At 62.6% G+C, this 17146-nt stretch carries 16 protein-coding genes; 9 read left to right on the top strand and 7 right to left on the bottom strand.

All coding sequences use genetic code 11. The features are described 5' to 3' along the window. Nucleotides 1-47 precede the first annotated feature (47 nt). The 3 genes from NVV77_RS18425 (at nt 48) to NVV77_RS18415 (ending at nt 2953) form a co-directional block, all read left to right on the top strand. Entirely contained in the window at nt 48-956 is a 909-nt protein-coding gene (locus tag NVV77_RS18425) for a MurR/RpiR family transcriptional regulator (RefSeq protein WP_295415406.1), read from the top strand. A 75-nt stretch (nt 957-1031) separates the two neighbouring features. Further along, entirely contained in the window at nt 1032-1955 is a 924-nt protein-coding gene (locus tag NVV77_RS18420) for an ABC transporter substrate-binding protein (protein WP_295415405.1), read from the top strand. Nucleotides 1956-2062: 107 nt separating this feature from the next. Then, on the top strand, nt 2063-2953 hold the full coding sequence (locus NVV77_RS18415) for a LysR substrate-binding domain-containing protein (protein ID WP_295415404.1): 891 nt from the start codon (nt 2063-2065) through the stop codon (nt 2951-2953). A gap of 6 nt (nt 2954-2959) precedes the next feature. Here NVV77_RS18415 and NVV77_RS18410 read toward each other — a convergent pair whose 3' ends face one another. Next, complete coding sequence (locus NVV77_RS18410; protein ID WP_295415403.1) at nt 2960-3223, bottom strand: cyclic nucleotide-binding protein; 264 nt, start codon at nt 3221-3223, stop codon at nt 2960-2962. A gap of 262 nt (nt 3224-3485) precedes the next feature. Between NVV77_RS18410 and NVV77_RS18405 the strand changes: the two genes are divergently transcribed. The 5 genes from NVV77_RS18405 to NVV77_RS18385 are packed head-to-tail and all read left to right on the top strand — an operon-like array spanning nt 3486 to nt 10441. Then, complete coding sequence (locus tag NVV77_RS18405; protein WP_295415402.1) at nt 3486-5057, top strand: ABC transporter substrate-binding protein; 1572 nt, start codon at nt 3486-3488, stop codon at nt 5055-5057. Beyond that, complete coding sequence (locus NVV77_RS18400; protein ID WP_295415401.1) at nt 5057-6004, top strand: ABC transporter permease; 948 nt, start codon at nt 5057-5059, stop codon at nt 6002-6004. Before NVV77_RS18405 ends, NVV77_RS18400 begins: the two co-directional genes overlap by 1 nt. After that, entirely contained in the window at nt 6001-6828 is an 828-nt protein-coding gene (locus tag NVV77_RS18395; protein WP_295415400.1) for an ABC transporter permease, read from the top strand. Before NVV77_RS18400 ends, NVV77_RS18395 begins: the two co-directional genes overlap by 4 nt. After that, nucleotides 6825-8432, top strand: coding sequence for an ABC transporter ATP-binding protein (locus tag NVV77_RS18390; RefSeq protein ID WP_295415399.1), 1608 nt, complete (start codon nt 6825-6827; stop codon nt 8430-8432). The genes NVV77_RS18395 and NVV77_RS18390 overlap by 4 nt, the downstream gene beginning before the upstream one ends. A 14-nt stretch (nt 8433-8446) precedes the next feature. Further along, nucleotides 8447-10441 carry a CocE/NonD family hydrolase gene (locus NVV77_RS18385; RefSeq protein ID WP_295415398.1) on the top strand — a complete coding sequence of 665 codons (1995 nt, stop codon included), beginning with the start codon at nt 8447-8449 and terminating at the stop codon, nt 10439-10441. A 53-nt stretch (nt 10442-10494) separates the two neighbouring features. Here the strand turns inward: NVV77_RS18385 and NVV77_RS18380 are convergent, their stop codons facing one another. Then, a complete protein-coding gene (locus tag NVV77_RS18380) occupies nt 10495-11694 on the bottom strand; it encodes a multidrug effflux MFS transporter (RefSeq protein ID WP_295415397.1) in 1200 nt (399 codons plus the stop codon). Nucleotides 11695-11878: 184 nt separating this feature from the next. On the opposite strand from NVV77_RS18380, the gene NVV77_RS18375 reads away from it, so the two are divergent. Beyond that, nucleotides 11879-12523: a TetR/AcrR family transcriptional regulator gene (locus NVV77_RS18375; RefSeq protein ID WP_295415396.1), complete on the top strand. Its 645-nt coding sequence runs from the start codon at nt 11879-11881 to the stop codon at nt 12521-12523. Nucleotides 12524-12577: 54 nt separating this feature from the next. Here the strand turns inward: NVV77_RS18375 and NVV77_RS18370 are convergent, their stop codons facing one another. Genes NVV77_RS18370 through NVV77_RS18350 form a run of 5 tightly spaced genes read right to left on the bottom strand, consistent with a single transcriptional unit; the run spans nt 12578 to nt 17076 of the window. Beyond that, a complete protein-coding gene (locus tag NVV77_RS18370; RefSeq protein WP_295415395.1) occupies nt 12578-13783 on the bottom strand; it encodes an MFS transporter in 1206 nt (401 codons plus the stop codon). A 58-nt stretch (nt 13784-13841) separates the two neighbouring features. Then, entirely contained in the window at nt 13842-14810 is a 969-nt protein-coding gene (locus NVV77_RS18365) for an AraC family transcriptional regulator (protein WP_295415394.1), read from the bottom strand. Nucleotides 14811-14854: 44 nt separating this feature from the next. After that, on the bottom strand, nt 14855-15808 hold the full coding sequence (locus NVV77_RS18360; protein ID WP_295415393.1) for an amidohydrolase family protein: 954 nt from the start codon (nt 15806-15808) through the stop codon (nt 14855-14857). Further along, on the bottom strand, nt 15805-16905 hold the full coding sequence (locus NVV77_RS18355) for an LLM class flavin-dependent oxidoreductase (protein ID WP_295415392.1): 1101 nt from the start codon (nt 16903-16905) through the stop codon (nt 15805-15807). The genes NVV77_RS18360 and NVV77_RS18355 overlap by 4 nt, the downstream gene beginning before the upstream one ends. Nucleotides 16906-16926: 21 nt before the next feature. Continuing rightward, the gene (locus NVV77_RS18350) at nt 16927-17076 is read right to left on the bottom strand and encodes a hypothetical protein (protein ID WP_295415391.1); all 150 of its coding nucleotides are present in this window, start codon (nt 17074-17076) and stop codon (nt 16927-16929) included. Between the last annotated feature and the right edge of the window lie 70 nt (nt 17077-17146).

Raw genomic sequence — 17146 nt, 5'->3', positions numbered from 1 at the left:
AAAAATGTAGTAGCGTGTTTTTGCTACATTTTGGACCGATCTGCATCATGGCCGAGAACGCTGCTTCGCCTCCCTTGGACAGGCTCTCCGCGCGCCTGCGCAGCAGGGCGACGAAGCTGTCGCCGAAGCTGCGCAAGGCGGCGGCCCTCTTCGATGAAAATCGTGGGGATGTGCTGGAGCTGAGCGCGCTGAAGATCGGCGGGCTGATCGGCGTTTCGGACGCGACGGTGGTGCGCGCGGCAAGGGCGCTCGGCTTTTCGGGCCTGACTGAACTCAAGAAGGCGATTGCCGGAACGCTGGGTGCGGCACCGACGCATGTTCGGAACCTGCAGCGCGCTCTGGCATCGGTCGATCAGGATGTCGATGGCGCCATCGATCTTGTTCTGGATCACGAGGCACAATTGATCGCGAACCTGGCGGAAGGCGATGCACGCCGGGCCATTCCTGTTGCGGTTGATCTCCTCCACAAGGCCCAGCGCGTCGTGGTGTTTGGCACCGGCACATCGGGTCTGATTGCGGCCTATGCCGTGCGCATGTTGGCCCGCCATGGCAAGCCGGTTCTGCTGCTCGATGCCACCGGCTTCGACCTTGCCGAACAGATGCTGACCCTGCGCGAGGGCGATGCTGTGCTCATGCTGTTTTTCGGCCGCGCCTATCCCGAAGTGGAAGTGCTGATGGAGGAGGCGCGTAACCGGGGCCTGCCCATGGTCGTTGTGACCGAGAGTGCGGAAAAGCCAATCCTCAAGGCAGCCAGTGCGGTGCTCGAAATCCGGCGCAGTGGTCCGGATGGGGCCCCGCTGCATGGTGCGACGCTGGTCTGTCTTGAGGCGATCATCATGGGTGTCGCCGCCATGGAACAACAGGCTTCGCTCGATAGTCTGGAGCGGCTGCAATTGCTGCGCGCCCGCATCGTGCAGCGTCGAACCAGCGGGCGGCGGGCTCGTCGGGACAGCTGATCAGATAATTTGACTACTACATTCATGTTTTATAGCGCCTATGGCAGAAGATCACTGCCCATCCGCGAGGACATGATGAAAAAGACCAGACCAATCCTTCCCGCCCTTGTCTTAGCCACGTTGATTGCTACGGGGGCGGCGCAGGCCCGTGACGTCACCCATGCCATGGGCGTGACGAGCGTGCCCGACGCGCCGCAGCGGGTCGTGATCCTCACCAATGAAGGCACCGAGGCCCTTCTCGATCTGGGGGTGACGCCAATCGCGGCGGTGCGCTCGACAGTCGGAGAGCCCTGGTATCCACATATCGCTGACGCGATGGTCGAGGTGACCGAGATCGGCGCCGAGGACGCGCCGAACCTTGAAGCCATTGCCGCGCTCGAACCGGACCTGATCCTTGGCATCAAGGTGCGTCACGAAGGCATTTACGAGCAGCTTTCCGCCATGTCGCCAACCGTGATGGCCGACGTCTTCGACGGCAAATGGCTCGAAAACTATCAGCTCTATGCCGAAGCGCTTGGCCTTGAGGCTGAGGGCGAGGCTGGGGTGAAGGCGTTTGAAGAGCGCATTGCCGCGTTGAAGGTCGCTCTGGGCGACAAGGTCTCCGAAGAGATTTCGCTGGTCCGCTTCCGCGGCGGCGGGCGCACGAGCCTGCGTGCTCCCGATACATTTGCCGGCGATATCCTGCGACGCATCGGTTTTGCCCGACCGGCCATACAGGCGGCACTGACCGACAATCAGGAAATCACCATGGAGCGCATTCCGGAAATGGATGGCGATCGCATCTTCTATTTTACGCGCGATAGTGGTGACGGCGAGGGGTTGGCGGTCGAAACCGAATGGACGGCGAGCCCGCTTTGGCTTGGCCTCGGTGCGGTCAAGGCTGGTGCAATCCACCGGGTCGACGACGCCGTGTGGAACATTGCCGGGGGGATATTGGCGGCCAATCTCGTGCTCGATGACATCGCCCAGGCCTATGGCGTGGAGGCGCCGCGCCAGTAGCAAGCGCGGCCAGGAAAGCGAAATAAGATGCGCGCCTTTGCGCGGTGCGATAAGCCGAAGCCTGTTGGTGTCAATCGGCCGATCAACGGCGCGCGTCGAAGTTTACAATGGCGAAATTGCAGAAATTGCCGCCGCTCAATGCGCTTGTCGTCTTCGAAGCGGCATCGCGCCTCGGCAGTTTTTCGCGCGCGGGCCTCGAACTGGGGCTGACGCAGAGTGCGGTCAGCCGGCAGATCGGCAAGCTCGAGGCCTTTATCGGCTCAAAACTCTTCACCCGCGCCGTGCATGGCGTGCATCTGACACATGTCGGCGAGGCCTATGCTGCCGATATTTCGCGCGTGCTCGGCGAAGTTGCGGCGGTCACCGAGGGTGTGCGCAGTTGGGCCGGGCCGCGCCAGGTCACCATTGCCTGTTCGCGCGGTATTGCCGATCAGTGGTTCATGCCGCTGCTCAAGCGCATGCAGCTTGAAATTCCGGGGCTTGAGCTGCGGCTCAAGGTGACTGACGACATCGTGCATCTGCGCCTCGATGAATTCGATCTCGCGGTTTTCTATCGCAGCGAACGTCCGGCCGGGGTCAACCTGATCGTGCTGGGGCGCGAGGAAATCGTGCCAGTGGCCGCGCCGGGCCTGCCGCCTCTCATGGACGTGCCAGATCCGGTGATCATCGGCATCGAGGACACGATGCGCGAATGGCAGGACTGGCCGCAATGGTGGCAGAGCGCAGGGCTGACGCCGCCGGAAGGACAGCGCCGGTGGCTTTTGGGTGACTACGGGCTCTGCGTCGCAGCGGCGATGCAGGGCGGGGGCTATGTGCTGGGCTGGACCTGGTTGATCCGCGAGCAGCTCGAAGCCGGCACGCTGGTGCCCGTGCATGATCACATGATGCAGTCCGAGGGGCGCTTCTATCTCATGCGTCCCGCCGATCGGCATCAACGCCGGATCGTGCGCGAAGTCAGCGACTGGCTGATCGCGCACAATGCCAACAATGACAGCTGATTAGGCCTACTGGTTGGCGGCACCCGCCTTGCGGCGCCGGTGGCGGCTATGGACATAGCCGACGACCGTGAAGATCAACCAGGCGACCTGGGTCAGGAAGGAGCCAAGGTTGAAATTCCAGAGCAGGGAATAGATCAGGGCCAGGCCACCGAGGACGTTCAGTGCCGCATAGCGGCCGTCATCGATGGTGAGCACGCGCATCTGGATCAAGGCGTAGCCGGCCAGATAGGCCACTGCGCCGATGAGCCCTATGGCAGTCGCAAGCTCCATCTCAAATGCTCCCGAACGCGCCGCGGGGGCGCTGCAATATAGTCAAGAAACGGGGCAGTCGCGCAGCTCTGGGGATGCGCTGTTCCACCCAATAAGCGCCATCTATTCATGGTAGCGACGAAATCCTGCACGATGGATTCTGATAGGGGTATGAGAATAAATCATGCCGGGCATCGCCATTTGCCCACTAGTATTTCGGCCATGGGGACACCTCCTCCTGTGCGTGCGCAGACGGCGGTAAGTCAAAAAACAAGGTAGGAATATGTCGCAGAACAAGTCGTCATTCGACCTGAGCCGCCGCCAGTTCATCGCTGGTGCAGCAGGGCTCGGTCTCACCACTCTCGCCAGCGGCCTTATCGTGCCGTCCGCCTTCGCGCAGGAAGCAACGCCCAAGCGTGGTGGTGTCCTCAAGCTCGGTATCGGCGGCGGTTCCACCACCGACAATTTCGATATTCGCGTCTTGCAGGACTGGGTGCCGGTCAACCAGGCTTACATGACCTTCAACGGCCTCGTCGAAATCGACAAGGACAACATGGTCCAGCCCGAGCTGTTCGAAAGCTGGGAACCTTCGGCCGATGCCAAGGAATGGACCTTCAAGATCCGTCAGGGCGTTACCTTCCACAATGGCAAGACGCTGACTGCCGAAGACATCCTTTATTCGCTGAATCTGCACCGCGGCGAGGCTTCGACCTCGGCAGCGCGTTCGACGGCCGGCCAGTTCACCGACGTGGTCAAGGTTTCGGATACCGAGATCAAGATCGTGCTCGACAGCGGCAATGCCGATCTTCCCTATATTCTTTCCGATTATCACTTCCTCATCGTGCCGGAAGGCTTTGAGGACTGGACCAAGCCGATCGGCACCGGTCCTTTCGTGCTCGAAAGCTATGAACCGGGCGTGCGTGCGCGCTTTATCCGCAACGAAAGCTACTGGAAGCCGAATACGGCTTGGGTCGATGCGGTCGAAGTCATCGTCATCAACGATATCGCGGCCCGTACCAATGCGATGATGAGCGGCCAGGTGCACGCCATCAACCAGCTCGACTTCAAGACCGTTGATCTGCTCAAGCGCAATCCCAACCTTGAAGTCGTGCAGTCGGCCGGTGGCCAGCACTTCACCTTCCTGATGGATTGCACGCAGGGCGTCTATGCCGACAACAATGTCCGCATGGCCATCAAGTACGCGATCGATCGCGAGCAGCTGCTCACCACGGCCCTCCGCGGTTACGGCAAGCTTGGCAACGACCACCCGATCCCGGTCACCGACCCGTTCTATGCCGCCGACCTGCCGCAGCGTGCTTACGATCCCGAAAAGTCCAAGTTCTATTTGAAGGAAGCCGGTCTCGACTCTCTCAACATCGAGCTCTCGGCTTCGGATGCGGCCTTCTCGGGTGCTGTTGACGCTGCCGCCATCTTCCAGGGCACGGCTGCCGCCTCGGGCATTACGCTTTCGATCAAGCGTGAGCCGAGCGATGGCTACTGGTCCAATGTCTGGATGAAGGCGCCGTTCTCGATGGGTTACTGGGGTGGTCGTCCGACGGCCGACCAGATGCTCACCATCGCCTATTCCTCGACCTCTGCACAGAACGACACGCACTGGAAGAACGAGGCGTTCGACGCCAAGCTCATCGAAGCCCGTGCGCTACTCGACAATGCCAAGCGCAAGGAAATCTACGCGGAACTGCAGCAGATGATTTCCGACGACGGTGGTGCGATGATCCCGATGTTCGGCGACTATCTCGACGCTGTGTCGACAAAACTCGGCGGCGTGACCACCCATCCGATGTTCAACTTCATGGGCGCACGCCTGGCCGAAAAGGTCTGGCTGGAAGCATAATGATCAAACTCATCCTTAAGCGTGTCGCGCTTGGGATCCTGACGCTCCTGCTGGTGTCCGCGTTGATTTTCGCGGGCACCCAGCTCCTGCCGGGCGACGTCGCCTCGGCAATTCTCGGACAGAATGCAACGCCGGAATCGCTGGCTGCTCTCCGACAGGATCTCGGCCTCGATCTTCCCGCCTGGCAGCGTTACCTGACCTGGCTCCATGGTTTCGTGACCGGCGATCTCGGCATGTCGCTCGCCAATCGCCAGCCCGTCGCAGACCTCCTCTGGCCGCGTTTCGGCAATACCATGGCGCTCGCCGCCTATGCCGCATTGGTCTCGGTGCCGATCGCCGTGCTGCTGGGCCTCGCCGCAGCCGTGCGTCGCGGTGGCATGTTCGACCGCGGCATCAATATCGTGGCGCTGGCCTTTGTGTCCTTGCCCGAATATTTCCTCGGGCTGCTGCTGATCCTCTTCCTTTCGGTGCAGTTCAACCTGCTGCCGAGCCTTGCCGATACCTATTCTGGCATGAGCTTTGGTGATTGGCTGCGCGCGACGACCCTGCCGGCTTTGACCCTGGTGCTCGTCACCGTGGCGCAGATGATGCGCATGACGCGCACCGCCGTGCTTTCGGTCATGGACCAGGCCTATGTGGAAACGGCGTTTTTGAAGGGTCTGCGGACCAAGCGTGTCGTCTTGCGTCATGCGCTGCCCAATGCTGCCGCGCCCATCGTCAATGTGGTGGCATTCAATATCGCCTACCTCATTACCGGTGTCGTGCTGGTGGAAGCCATCTTCAACTATAACGGGCTCGGGCGCTTCATGGTCGATGCCGTCGCCAAGCGCGACCTGCCGCTGGTGCAGGCAGCGGCCATGGTTTTCGGGGCGGCTTACGTCATCCTCAATTCCATTGCCGATATCGCCGCCATCGCCCTCAATCCCCGTCTGAGGCATCCGCGATGAGAGCCAAGCTCAAAGCCATCCCCATTTCCGCCTGGCTCGGGCTCACCATCGTGACGCTCAACCTCCTCGTCTTCGTCTTCGGGCCGATGCTCGCGCCATATGGCATGAACGAGATCGTTGGCGCGCCCTTCGATCCTCCATCGGCGCAGTTCTGGTTCGGTCTCGACCAGAACGGCCGCGACATGTTTTCTCGCCTGCTTGCCGGGGCGCAGATGTCGATCGGCGTGTCGCTGGCGGCTTCGTTGATTTCGTTCTCGATCGGTATTCCGCTGGGGTTCGTGGCGGCGCTGTTTGGCGGCTGGGTCGACACGGTGCTCTCGCGTATCGTCGATACCGTCATGTGCATTCCAGTGCTGATTTCAGCGCTGGTGGTTTTGCAGGCGCTAGGCTCCTCAGTGCCGGTGCTGATCTTCACCATCGCGCTGCTCGACAGCACCCGTGTGTTCCGATTGGCTCGTGTCGTGGCGCAGGGTATTTCGGTGCTCGAATATGCCGAAACCGCCCGTTTGCGCGGCGAAAGCCTTGGCTGGTTGATCACCCGCGAAATCCTGCCCAATGCGCTGCCGCCGCTGATCGCGGAATTCGGCATGCGCTTCTGCTTCACCTTCCTCTTTGTTGCCGGCCTTTCCTTCCTTGGCCTCGGCATCCAGCCGCCGTTCGCGGATTGGGGTGGCATGGTGAAGGACAACCAGCAGGCCATTTTGTACGGCCTCTACGCGCCGCTCTTCCCGGCTGCCGCGATTGCGCTTCTTACGATCGGGGTCAATCTCGTGGTCGACTGGCTGCTCAATTCCGGTGCCGCAGTGCAGGGAGCCGATCGATGAGCAATGTTCTTACTATTCGCGGTCTCAAAGTCGCGGCGCCCAATGGCAATCTGCTGGTTGATGGGATCGATCTCGATCTCGCGCCCGGCGAAGTGCTGGGGCTGATCGGCGAATCCGGTGCGGGCAAGTCGACCATTGGGCTTGCGGCCATGGGCTATGGCCGTGGTGGTTGCCGCATTGTTGGCGGCACTATCGACATCGGCGGTGTCTCGCTGATGGAAGGCAATCGCGCCGCCCGCGAAAACATGCGCGGGGCCCGGATTGCCTATGTGGCGCAATCGGCCGCGGCGGCGTTCAATCCGGCCATCCGCATCGGCGAGCAGATCGTCGAAGGCGCGCTTTATCATGGCAAGATGACACGGCCCGAAGCCGAGGCGTGGAAGCTGGAACTGCTGAAGACTCTGCAGCTGCCGAACCCCGAAACCTTTGGGGAGCGCTATCCGCATCAGGTTTCCGGTGGGCAGCTGCAGCGCGCCATGGTGGCCATGGCCATGTCCTGCCGCCCCGACATCATCGTTCTCGACGAGCCGACCACAGCGCTCGACGTGACGACGCAGATCGAGGTTTTGGCGCTGCTGCGTAGCCTCATCCAGCGCTACAATACTTCGGCCCTTTACATCACCCATGACCTTGCAGTCGTGGCGCAGATCGCCAATCGCATCATGGTGCTGCGCCATGGCAAGATGGTGGAAGAGGGGACGGCGGAGCAGGTGCTCGAAGCGCCGCGCCAGGAATATACCCGCATGCTCGTTGCCGAGCGGCAGGGCAATCTCTCGGGTGCTGTCGAGAAGCATAAGGTCGGCGATGTGCTGCTCGATGTCAGTGGCGTGCACGCCTATTACGGCAAGACGCCAGTGCTCGACGACATCTCGTGCAATCTGCGCCGGGGCGAAACGCTGGCGGTGGTGGGTGAATCCGGTTCGGGCAAGTCGACCCTTGCCCGCGCCATTGCCGGTCTTCTGCCAACGTCGGCGGGCATGATCAGCTTTGACGGGCGCCGGCTTGATCGCTCCTACAAGAACCGCAGCCGCGAGGAATTGCGGCGTATTCAGCTCGTTTATCAGCTGCCTGACGTTGCATTGAACCCGCGCCAGACGGTTGGAGAAATTATCGGGCGTCCGATGAAATTCTACTTCGGCATGCATGACGTGCCCAAGGAGAAGGAAGTCGCGCGCCTCCTCGATCTCATCGGCCTGCCGCAGGATTTTGCGACGCGTCTGCCGGGTGCCCTTTCGGGTGGCCAGAAGCAGCGCGTCTGCATTGCTCGTGCGCTGGCGGCAAAGCCTGATCTCATCATCTGTGACGAGGTCACGTCGGCGCTCGATCCGCTGGTGGCGGAAGACATCTTGAAGCTGCTCAAAAGCCTGCAGCAGGAGCTGGGTCTATCCTACCTCTTCATCACCCATGATCTCGGCGTCGTTCGGCGCCTGGCCGACCGTACGCTTGTGATGCAGCGCGGCAAGATCGTGGAGCAGGGGCCGACGGCGGAAATCTTCCAGCCGCCATTCCACCCCTATACCGAAGAGCTGGTGACCTCGGTGCCCGAGCTGCGCCGCGACTGGCTCGATACCGTGCTGGCCAAGCGCCAGCAGGCGACTGCTTAAAACTGGACTATCCCATGTCGATCCGTATCACCGAACATATCTGGATACCCATGAGCAACGGCACGCGCCTCGGCGCGCGGCTGTTCCTGCCCGAGGGCGACGCGAAAGTCCCGGCCGTGCTCGAATACATCCCCTATCGCAAGCGCGACGGGACGCGCGGCCGCGACGAACCCATGCACGGCTTCTTCGCCCAGAATGGCTATGCCGCCATTCGCGTCGACATGCGCGGCACGGGCGAGAGCGATGGCCATATGGCCGACGAATATCTCAAGCAGGAACAGGACGATGCTCTCGAAGTCATCGCTTGGATTGCCGCCCAGCCCTGGTGCGACGGCAATGTCGGCATGATGGGCAAGAGCTGGGGCGGTTTCAATGGCTTGCAGGTTGCGGCTCGCCGCCCGCCTGCCCTCAAGGCCATCATCACGGCCTATTCGACCGACAATCGCTATACCGACGACATCCACTATATGGGCGGGTTGCTGCTCAACGATAATCTCTGGTGGGGTACGATCATGCTGGCCTATCAGAGCCGGCCGCTCGATCCCGAGATTGTCGGCGAAGGCTGGCGCGAGGCCTGGCTCAAGCGCGTGGAGAACATGCCGTTCTTTCCCGCGCTCTGGCTCGAACACCAGCGCTATGACAGCTACTGGAAGCACGGTTCGGTCTGCGAGGATTTCTCCGATATCGAAGTGCCCGTGCTCGCCATTGGCGGCTGGGCTGACAGCTATACCAATGCCGTGCCGCGTCTGCTCGAAGGGCTGAAGACGCCGCGCAAGGCAATCATTGGCCCCTGGGGCCATGTCTATCCGCAGGACGGTGTTCCCGGTCCGGCCATCGGTTTCCTCCAGGAAGCGGTGCGCTGGTGGGACCATTGGCTCAAGGGCAAGGACACCGGCGTCATGAACGAGCCGGATCTTCGCGCCTATATCAATGACAGTGTCGCCCCCACCGGCACCCGCACCGATGCACCCGGTCGCTGGGTCGGCGAGGCGAACTGGCCGTCTGCGTCCATTGCCCCGAAACTTTTCCAGCTCGGCGGTGACCATGGCCTTTATATCGGTAGCGCTCCTGCCGGCATGCTCGTCATTTGCTCACCGCAGAGCCACGGCAAGGCCGGCGGCGAATGGATGGGCACCGGCTGTGTCGGCGAACACCCGACCGACCAGCGTCTCGATGACGGCGGCGCTCTCGTCTTTGACTCCCTTGTGCAGACTGAGAGCTTTGACGTCCTTGGCGCGCCGGTGCTGAAACTCCGTGTGGCTTCGGACAAGCCAGTGGCGCAGGTCTCGGTGCGTCTCTCGGACGTGCGGCCCGATGGCACGGTGACCCGGGTCAGCTACCAGGTGCTCAACCTGACGCATCGCGACAGCCATGAGCATCCGGAAGCGCTCGTGCCCGGCCAGTTCTACGACGTAACCGTAAAACTCAACGATTGCGGCCATCGCTTTGCCGCGGGTCACGCTATCCGCGTTGCAATAGGCACGTCCTATTGGCCGATGGTCTGGCCGTCGCCGGAACTGGCAACGCTGACGGTGGACACGGCGAACAGCTCGCTGTCGCTGCCGGTGCGCAAGGCTGATGCCGGTGAAGTGAAACTGCCGCCGCCGGCCCATGGCCCGGCGACGCCGATCACCCAGCTTGATCCCGGCACGGTGCGCCGCTGGACCAGCCAGGATCATGTCGCGGGAACCACAACCTATGTCACCGAAGGCATTGGCGGTCTCTTCGGCGAAGGCATTTTGCGCTTCGACGATATCGGCACGGAGCTCAGCCACAGCCTCAAGCGCGAACTGACCATTGCCGATAATGATCCGACCTCGGCTGAGTACGTGCTGACGCAGAGCTATGAGATGGGCCGCGAGGGCTGGCGCATTCGGATCGACACGGTCACCAAGATGCGGTCTGACCGGGATACGTTCTACCTGACGGGCGAACTGTCGGTGGAAGAGAACGGCCTCGTCCGTGCCGAGCGGAACTGGGACCAGTCCTTCCCGCGCGACCTGATGTAAGCAAACGACTTTCGGCCTCGCCCGTTCTGGCGAGGCCGAAACTGGACGGCCAATTATTCGGCGGCAACTGGCTGCGGGTCGATCCTGAGGGTCAGGCGCGTCAGGACGAAGGCGATGGCGGCGCAGGCGGCGATGCCGATGACCATGGGCTGGGCCGTGCCATCGAAGAAACTGCCGACGACGCCCATGACCACAGCTGCAGTGACAAGTTGCAAGGTGCCCATCAGGGCCGAGGCGGTGCCGGCGATTTCGCCGTGACCATCGAGCGCCAGTACGGCGGTCGTGGGGATGACGAGGCCGAGGAAGCCGTAGCCGACAAAGAGCAGGGTCGCGAGCACGGGCAACTGGTTGAAGCCGGCGAGGTAGATCACGACCAGAGCCAGCATGGTGACGACATAGCCAGTTACCGCCGTGCGCACGATGGCGTTGAGGCCATAGCGTCGGGTGAGGACGCCGGTGAGCTGGGAGACGCCGATGAAGGACACGGCATTGATCGAGAACATCACGCTATAGAGCGTGGGGTTGAGCCCATAGTGCTCGATCAGCACGAAGGAGGAATTGGCGAGATAGGCCATGAAGCTCGACATGCCGAAGGCGCCGATCATCGAGAGGCCGATGAAATTCCAGTCGCGCAGCAGGAGGCCATAGCCGCGCAGGGCCGAGCCAACGCTGCTATCGAGCCGCAAATGCCTGGGGCGGGTTTCCTTGAGGCTGAAGCCGACCAGCAGCAGGCCCAGGACGCCGATGCCGGCAATGGCCCAAAAAATGTCGCGCCAGCCGCCGAATTCGACGATCAAGCTGCCGGCGAGCGGGGCCAAAATCGGGGACACCGAAAAGACCAGCATGAGGAGGCTCTGCAGCTGGGCGGCATCGGCTCCGGTATAGCCGTCGCGCACAATGGCGCGGGGCAGGGCCATGGCGGCGCAGGCGCCGACGCCCTGGAGGAAGCGGGCGGCAACCAGCCATTCGATGGACGGAGCGAAGGCGCAGCCGACGGCGCCGATGGCAAAAAGCGCCATGCCGAAATAGAGCGGCGGCTTGCGGCCGACCATGTCGCTGATGGGACCGTAAAAGAGCTGGCAAACGGCGATGGCGGCCATGAAGGCCATGAGGCTCATCTGGACGCCGGCCGTGTCGGCGCCGAGATCGGCGCCAATGGCGGGCAGAGCCGGCAGATACATATCGATGGCGAAGGGGCCGATGGCCGATAGCAGGCCGAGCACCAGCGCGGCGCGCAGGATGGTGGGGTTCATTTGGCAATACCTCTCCGACCCGCGTCAAGGGCGGGCGGTCAGCGTGTTTTCGAGCAAGATTTGGGGCGGCAGGGAGGTGCCGCGACACTTGGATTTGGACACAAGTGTAAAAGTTGGTCAAGATGTCGTGTCCAATATTTTGGACGCAGTTGTCTAATTTTCTCGAATGGGCTATGGTTTCTGCATGTCCACGATCGACCTCGCCCCGCCGCCTTTTGCCCCGCAGGCTACCGGAAAGCTGCGTGCCATTCTCGACGCGGCCAAGCGCGCCGTGGTGCGCGACGGGCTCAATGCCATCAGCATCGACGCCATTGCGGCCGATGCGGGCGTTTCCCGCCAGACGGTCTACAACCATCTGGGCGACAAGGAACAATTGGTCATCGCCGTTATCCGCGATGTGACGGCGCGCTCGAGCGCCTCATTGATGGCGGCGGTGGCGACGTTTCCCGATCGGCCGGATGATGTCGAGGCGGCGCTGACCGAATTTGCGGTGCGGCTCCTGGATCCGTGCATGTGCGATATCGATGGCCGCGCGCTGCGCTGGCTGCTCGAACGCGAATCGGGGCGGTATCCGGAATTGTTGCAGACCTGGCAGGCCTATGGGCCGGGGCAGGACTGGCCCATTATTGCGGGCTGTTTTGCCCGTCTTGCGGCCAATGGCTATCTTGAGATCGATGACGCGAGTGTCGCGGCCCGGCATTTTGTGGCGCTGATTTCTGCGGATCTGCCGACGGCCCCCTGCACGCGTCCGCCGCGAGAAGCCGTGCAAAAGGCGGCCGCGACTGGTGTTCGCACCTTTTTGCGGGCCTTTGCTTCAAGGCAGAGATAGACACTCACGACGCAAGAGTTGGAAAAGCCGCCCTTTGGGGGCGGCTTTGTTTTGTCAGCGCTTGGGCTTGGGCTGGACTAGGGCCAGGACCAGCGTGAGTCCGGCCAGAAGTGCTGTGACCATGAGATTGGCAACTGCCGAATAGGTGTCGACGATATAGCCGCCCACCAGGGCGCCGGTCATGATGGCGACCTGGAAGGAGACCACCATTAGGCTGCCTGAGCTTTCCAGCGCATCGGTGGCCGAGCGCGAAAGGTTGGCCTGGAGGGCGACAGGCGCCATGCCGAAGGCAAAACCCCAGAGCGCGGCGAAGGTGAAGGCGGCGGCGATCTGATTACCCCAAAGGACGAGGGCGAGCGCGGCCAGGGCCATGATGCCGCCCGTCGTTGCCAGCGCGCGGCTGGCGTCGATGTCGGCGAGCTTGCCGCCGGCAATCGTGCCCAGCACCGCGGCGGCGCCGAAGCCGGCGAGCACGAGGGCGATCATGCCGGTTTCAAGGCCCGTCACCTGTTCGAGGAAGGGGCGCACATAGACCGAACCGGTCATGTGGCCAGCCATGAGCAGGATGATGGCGAGCATCCCCAGCTGCACGCCGCGGCGTTTTAGCAGGCGCACCATGTCGCCCATGCTGTTGCCGGCCGAGGCGGGCATGCTGGGAAGGCCGACGAGTTGCAGGATGAGGGCCAGGCCGGAGAGGGCGGCGGTGAGACCCATGGCGCTGCGCCAGCCGAGCCAATCGCCGATCAGGGCGCCCATGGACGGGGCGGCGATGGTAGCGAGGGACACGCCGAGGCTGACCATGGCCGTGCCACGGCCGATGGCGCCGGTGCCAACGAGTCGTGCGACCACGGCAACGGAAAGGGCCCAGAAGGCGCTGAGCGCGATGCCGAGACCCGCGCGACCAATCAGCAGCACCCAGAAATCGGTGGCGAAGGTGGCCAGCAGATTGGAGGCAATGGCAAGGGCGCTAAGGCCGACCAGCACCGTCTTGCGGTTGATCCGGCCGATGAGGACATTGCTGAAGAGGGCGGCGAGGGCGCCGACCATGGCGGTCACCGTGACCACCTGGCCCGCCATGCCTTCGCTGATACCGAGGTCGCGGGCCATGGGGGTGAGAAGCCCTGCTGGCAGGAATTCGGCCGATACCAGCGCGAAGCTCGTGGCAAGCATGCCGAGCATGGCGAGCCAGGTCTTGGCGCTCCAGCCGGTTGAGGCGGAAGTGTCGGTGGCGAGGCCCGCGGAAATTGAAGTGTCAGTCATGAAAAGGTCTCCAGATCGGGAGACGTTCATAGACAGGATCCAAAAGACGATATGTGTCCTAAAATCCGAATTCCATATCAATTCGTCCGGAAGCGCTGCGGCGAACCGCGCCGGGGGAAGCGCTGGTGACGCGCTTGAAGGCGCGGGCAAAGCTGGCTTCGGATTCGTAGCCGAGTTTGGACGCCACTTCGGCGACCGGCATGCCGCTCTGCCCCAGCCATTCCTGCGCCAATTGCATGCGGAGGCGGGTCAGGTAGCGCGCGGCGCCTTCTCCTAAAATGGCGCTGAAACGTTCCGCGAAGATCGAGCGCGATTGCCCGGCGGTTCCCGCAAGGCTTTCCAGTGTCCAATTGGCGCCGGGGTCGCGGTGCATGGCGACGAGGGCTCGGCCGATGTGGGGGTCGCGGATGGCGGCGAGCCAGCCAGTGGCGGAGGTGTCGTGGCTCTTTACCCAGCAGCGGATCAGCCGGGCGGTGAGCAGATCGGCCATGCGCGACAGGATCGTGGCGCTGCCCATGCGCGGTTGGCTGGCTTCAATAGCCATGGCTTCGAGCAGCGGATTGACCATGGGGTCGTGGGTTGCGACATCGCAGCCCCGGATGATGGACGGCATGAGGCTGATCAGCGGATGCAGAGCATAGGCGCCGAGCGCCATGGAGCCGCAGAAAATCATGCTGACATCGCCATCGCCCTGCTGCACCACTTCGCAGACATTGCCGCCATGCCCGGTTACCTGACAGGCCGAGAGGGAGTTTTCGGTGACGCTGGGGGAGCTCGCGAGGCGATGTTCCACGCCCTGTGGTAAGAGGATCAGGTCGCCCGCACCCAGCTCCTGCCAGCCCTCGGCCTCCGTATGCACCCAGCAGGGGCCTTTGCTGACGAAATGAAAGCGCAGCAGTGGCTGCTTGGGAAAACTGATGCTCCAGGGATGGCGCAGCTCGCAGCGGCCATAATTGACGCCGCTCAAGCGAAAATCCTGCAGGACTTCGCTCAGCGCATCGGTGGTGGCGGACGAATTGTGATTCATGCGCAACGTTTACAGTCAATTCGTCCGGCGAGCAAGCCGCGGAGCTACTCCGCGGCCTCGGCTTTTGCTGCGCGCAAGGCGAGCAGGCGACGCGCATTGCCGCCCGCGACCAGGCGCTGTTCGGCATCGTTGAGCCCGGCTTCGGCAAGGCTCGTGGCAAGACTCTCGGCCTGCAGCGCCGGCAGGATCGGCCAGTCGGTGCCGGCCAGCACGCGGTCGGCGCCGAAAAAGCCGGTCAGCGTGCGGACGATGGCGGGATCGGCGCCCATGGTGTCGAAATAGATGTTCGGTCGGGGCCGTTTTTGGCGTTCAGTGCGACCGTAAATGCCGCCGCGCGCTGCCTGTACGATGCCGCCAAGGCCGAGCGTTGCAAAGATCAGGTGCAGGTCCGGCAGCTCATCGAGAATGCTCGACTGGATGATGGAGAGGAAAGCCACGCCATTCATCAGGCCGCGGCCAAGCGAGTTCCCCAGCATTCCGGCGCCTGAGATCAGCACCTCGGAATTGGGATGGGCGACCGGATGGACAAAGACCGGGACGCGGTGACGCGCAGCGACTTCGAGCGTCGGCCGGGCCGATGGATCGGCGAGGAATTTGCCATTTCGCGAGGAGTCGATGACGAGGCCTGAAAGGCCGAGGTCCACGATGGCGCGTTCGGCTTCCGCCGCGCCTTCCTCACCCGCAAAAACATCGGTGACCGCGAAGGCGGCCAGTGATGGCTCGGCGGCGACAAGGCTTGCCAGCCAATCATTGGCTTCGGCAATGCCGGCAAAATCGACCGGACCTTCGGCGCCAAAGAGGCTTTCAACGGTGGCGGTGACGACAGCGAGCGAGACGCCGGCGGATTTGAACTCATCGACCAGCGCTGATGGGGTCGTGATCTTGCGGTAGATTTCGGGCGAGAACCCACCGGCAGGTTTGGCGAATTTGCCGCCCGGACCCCAGGCGGGCGGCCAGAGATGGGTATGGATGTCGACGATATCGAAGGGAGCGCTCATTCTGCTGCAACCTTGCGGGCTTCGCGTTCGGCAATGCCGGCCTTGACCAGCGGTACGACATCGCGGCCATAGGTGACGGTATCAGCGGTGGGGTAGAAGCCGCGGACGAGGAAGTTGGAAATGCCGGCGTCGTAGTAGTCGAGAATGGCTTCGGCGACCTGCTCGGGCGTGCCGACCAGTGCGGTGGAATTGCCCCCGGCGCCACTGGCTTCGGCGACTTCCGTCCAGAGCCGTTTATCGAGCACCTTGCCGCGCTTGGCGGCTTCGCGCAGACGCACCGAGCCGACATTGCTCGGCAGCTTTTCGCCATTGCCGCCAGCCTGTCGCGCCACGCCAGCCTTCACCTTTTCAAGGATTTCGGCGGCGTTGGACCAAGCTTGGTCCTCGGTATCCGCGACGATGGTGCGGAAGGCGAGGGTGAAGCGGATTTCGGATGGATCGCGGCCATTGGCAACGGCAGCGGCACGCACCTTGGCAATGGTTTCGCGCGTGCCATCAAGCGGTTCGCCCCAGAGCGCGTAGATATCGGCATGCTTGCCAGCCACCGCGATCGCTGCATCCGACGAACCACCGAAGGAGATGGGAATGCGCGGTTTCTGGAATGGCTTTACCTGGCTGAAGGCGCCCTTGAACTTGTAGAAGCGTCCCTCATGGTCGAAAGGCGCGTCGCTTTCCCAGACCTTTTTGAGCACTTCGATATATTCGTCGGTGCGGGCATAGCGGGTGTCGTGATCCTCGAAATCGCCATCGCGGGCCTGGTCGGCATCGGAGCCGCCGGTGATGATATGGACCCAGACGCGGCCTTCGGAAAACTGGTCGAGCGTCGCCAATTGCCGCGCGCCGAGGGTCGGCGCCATCAGGCCGGGGCGATGGGCAAGGAGAGCGCCAATGCGTTCGGGCTGGCCGAAGACATAGGCGGCGATCTGGTTATTGTCCGGCCACTGCGCGAACTGGCCGATCAGCAGGCGGTCGATGCCCGCGGCTTCGGCTGCCTGCACGTGGTTGCGAATATAGGTCTTGTCGATGACGGGACCCGTCGTGGGGACGATGTCGGACCCTTCCCTATTGGAGGTGTGACCGATGAATTCCGCTGCCATCCAAAACTCCTGGAGACTGGCTCAGCCGCTGATGAGGCCGAAGGCGATGCCGAGTGAAAACAGGAACGCCACGCTCGCAGCCGCGAGCACGAGCCACTCGACCGCGCGCCGATGAAAGGCAGAGCGGGCGCTGGTGAGAATTCGGGGATTACCGGTCTGGAAGGCAGCCATGGGATCACCTCGGTTTGAGAGATGAAAACCTAGTCAATTTATAGACATTGTCGATTGCGTTTTCAGCGCG

This window comes from Devosia sp., assembly GCF_024707125.1.
Lineage (GTDB): Bacteria > Pseudomonadota > Alphaproteobacteria > Rhizobiales > Devosiaceae > Devosia.
The sequence above is the reverse complement of the archived record's forward strand: the minus strand, read 5'-3'. Positions and strand labels throughout refer to the sequence as shown.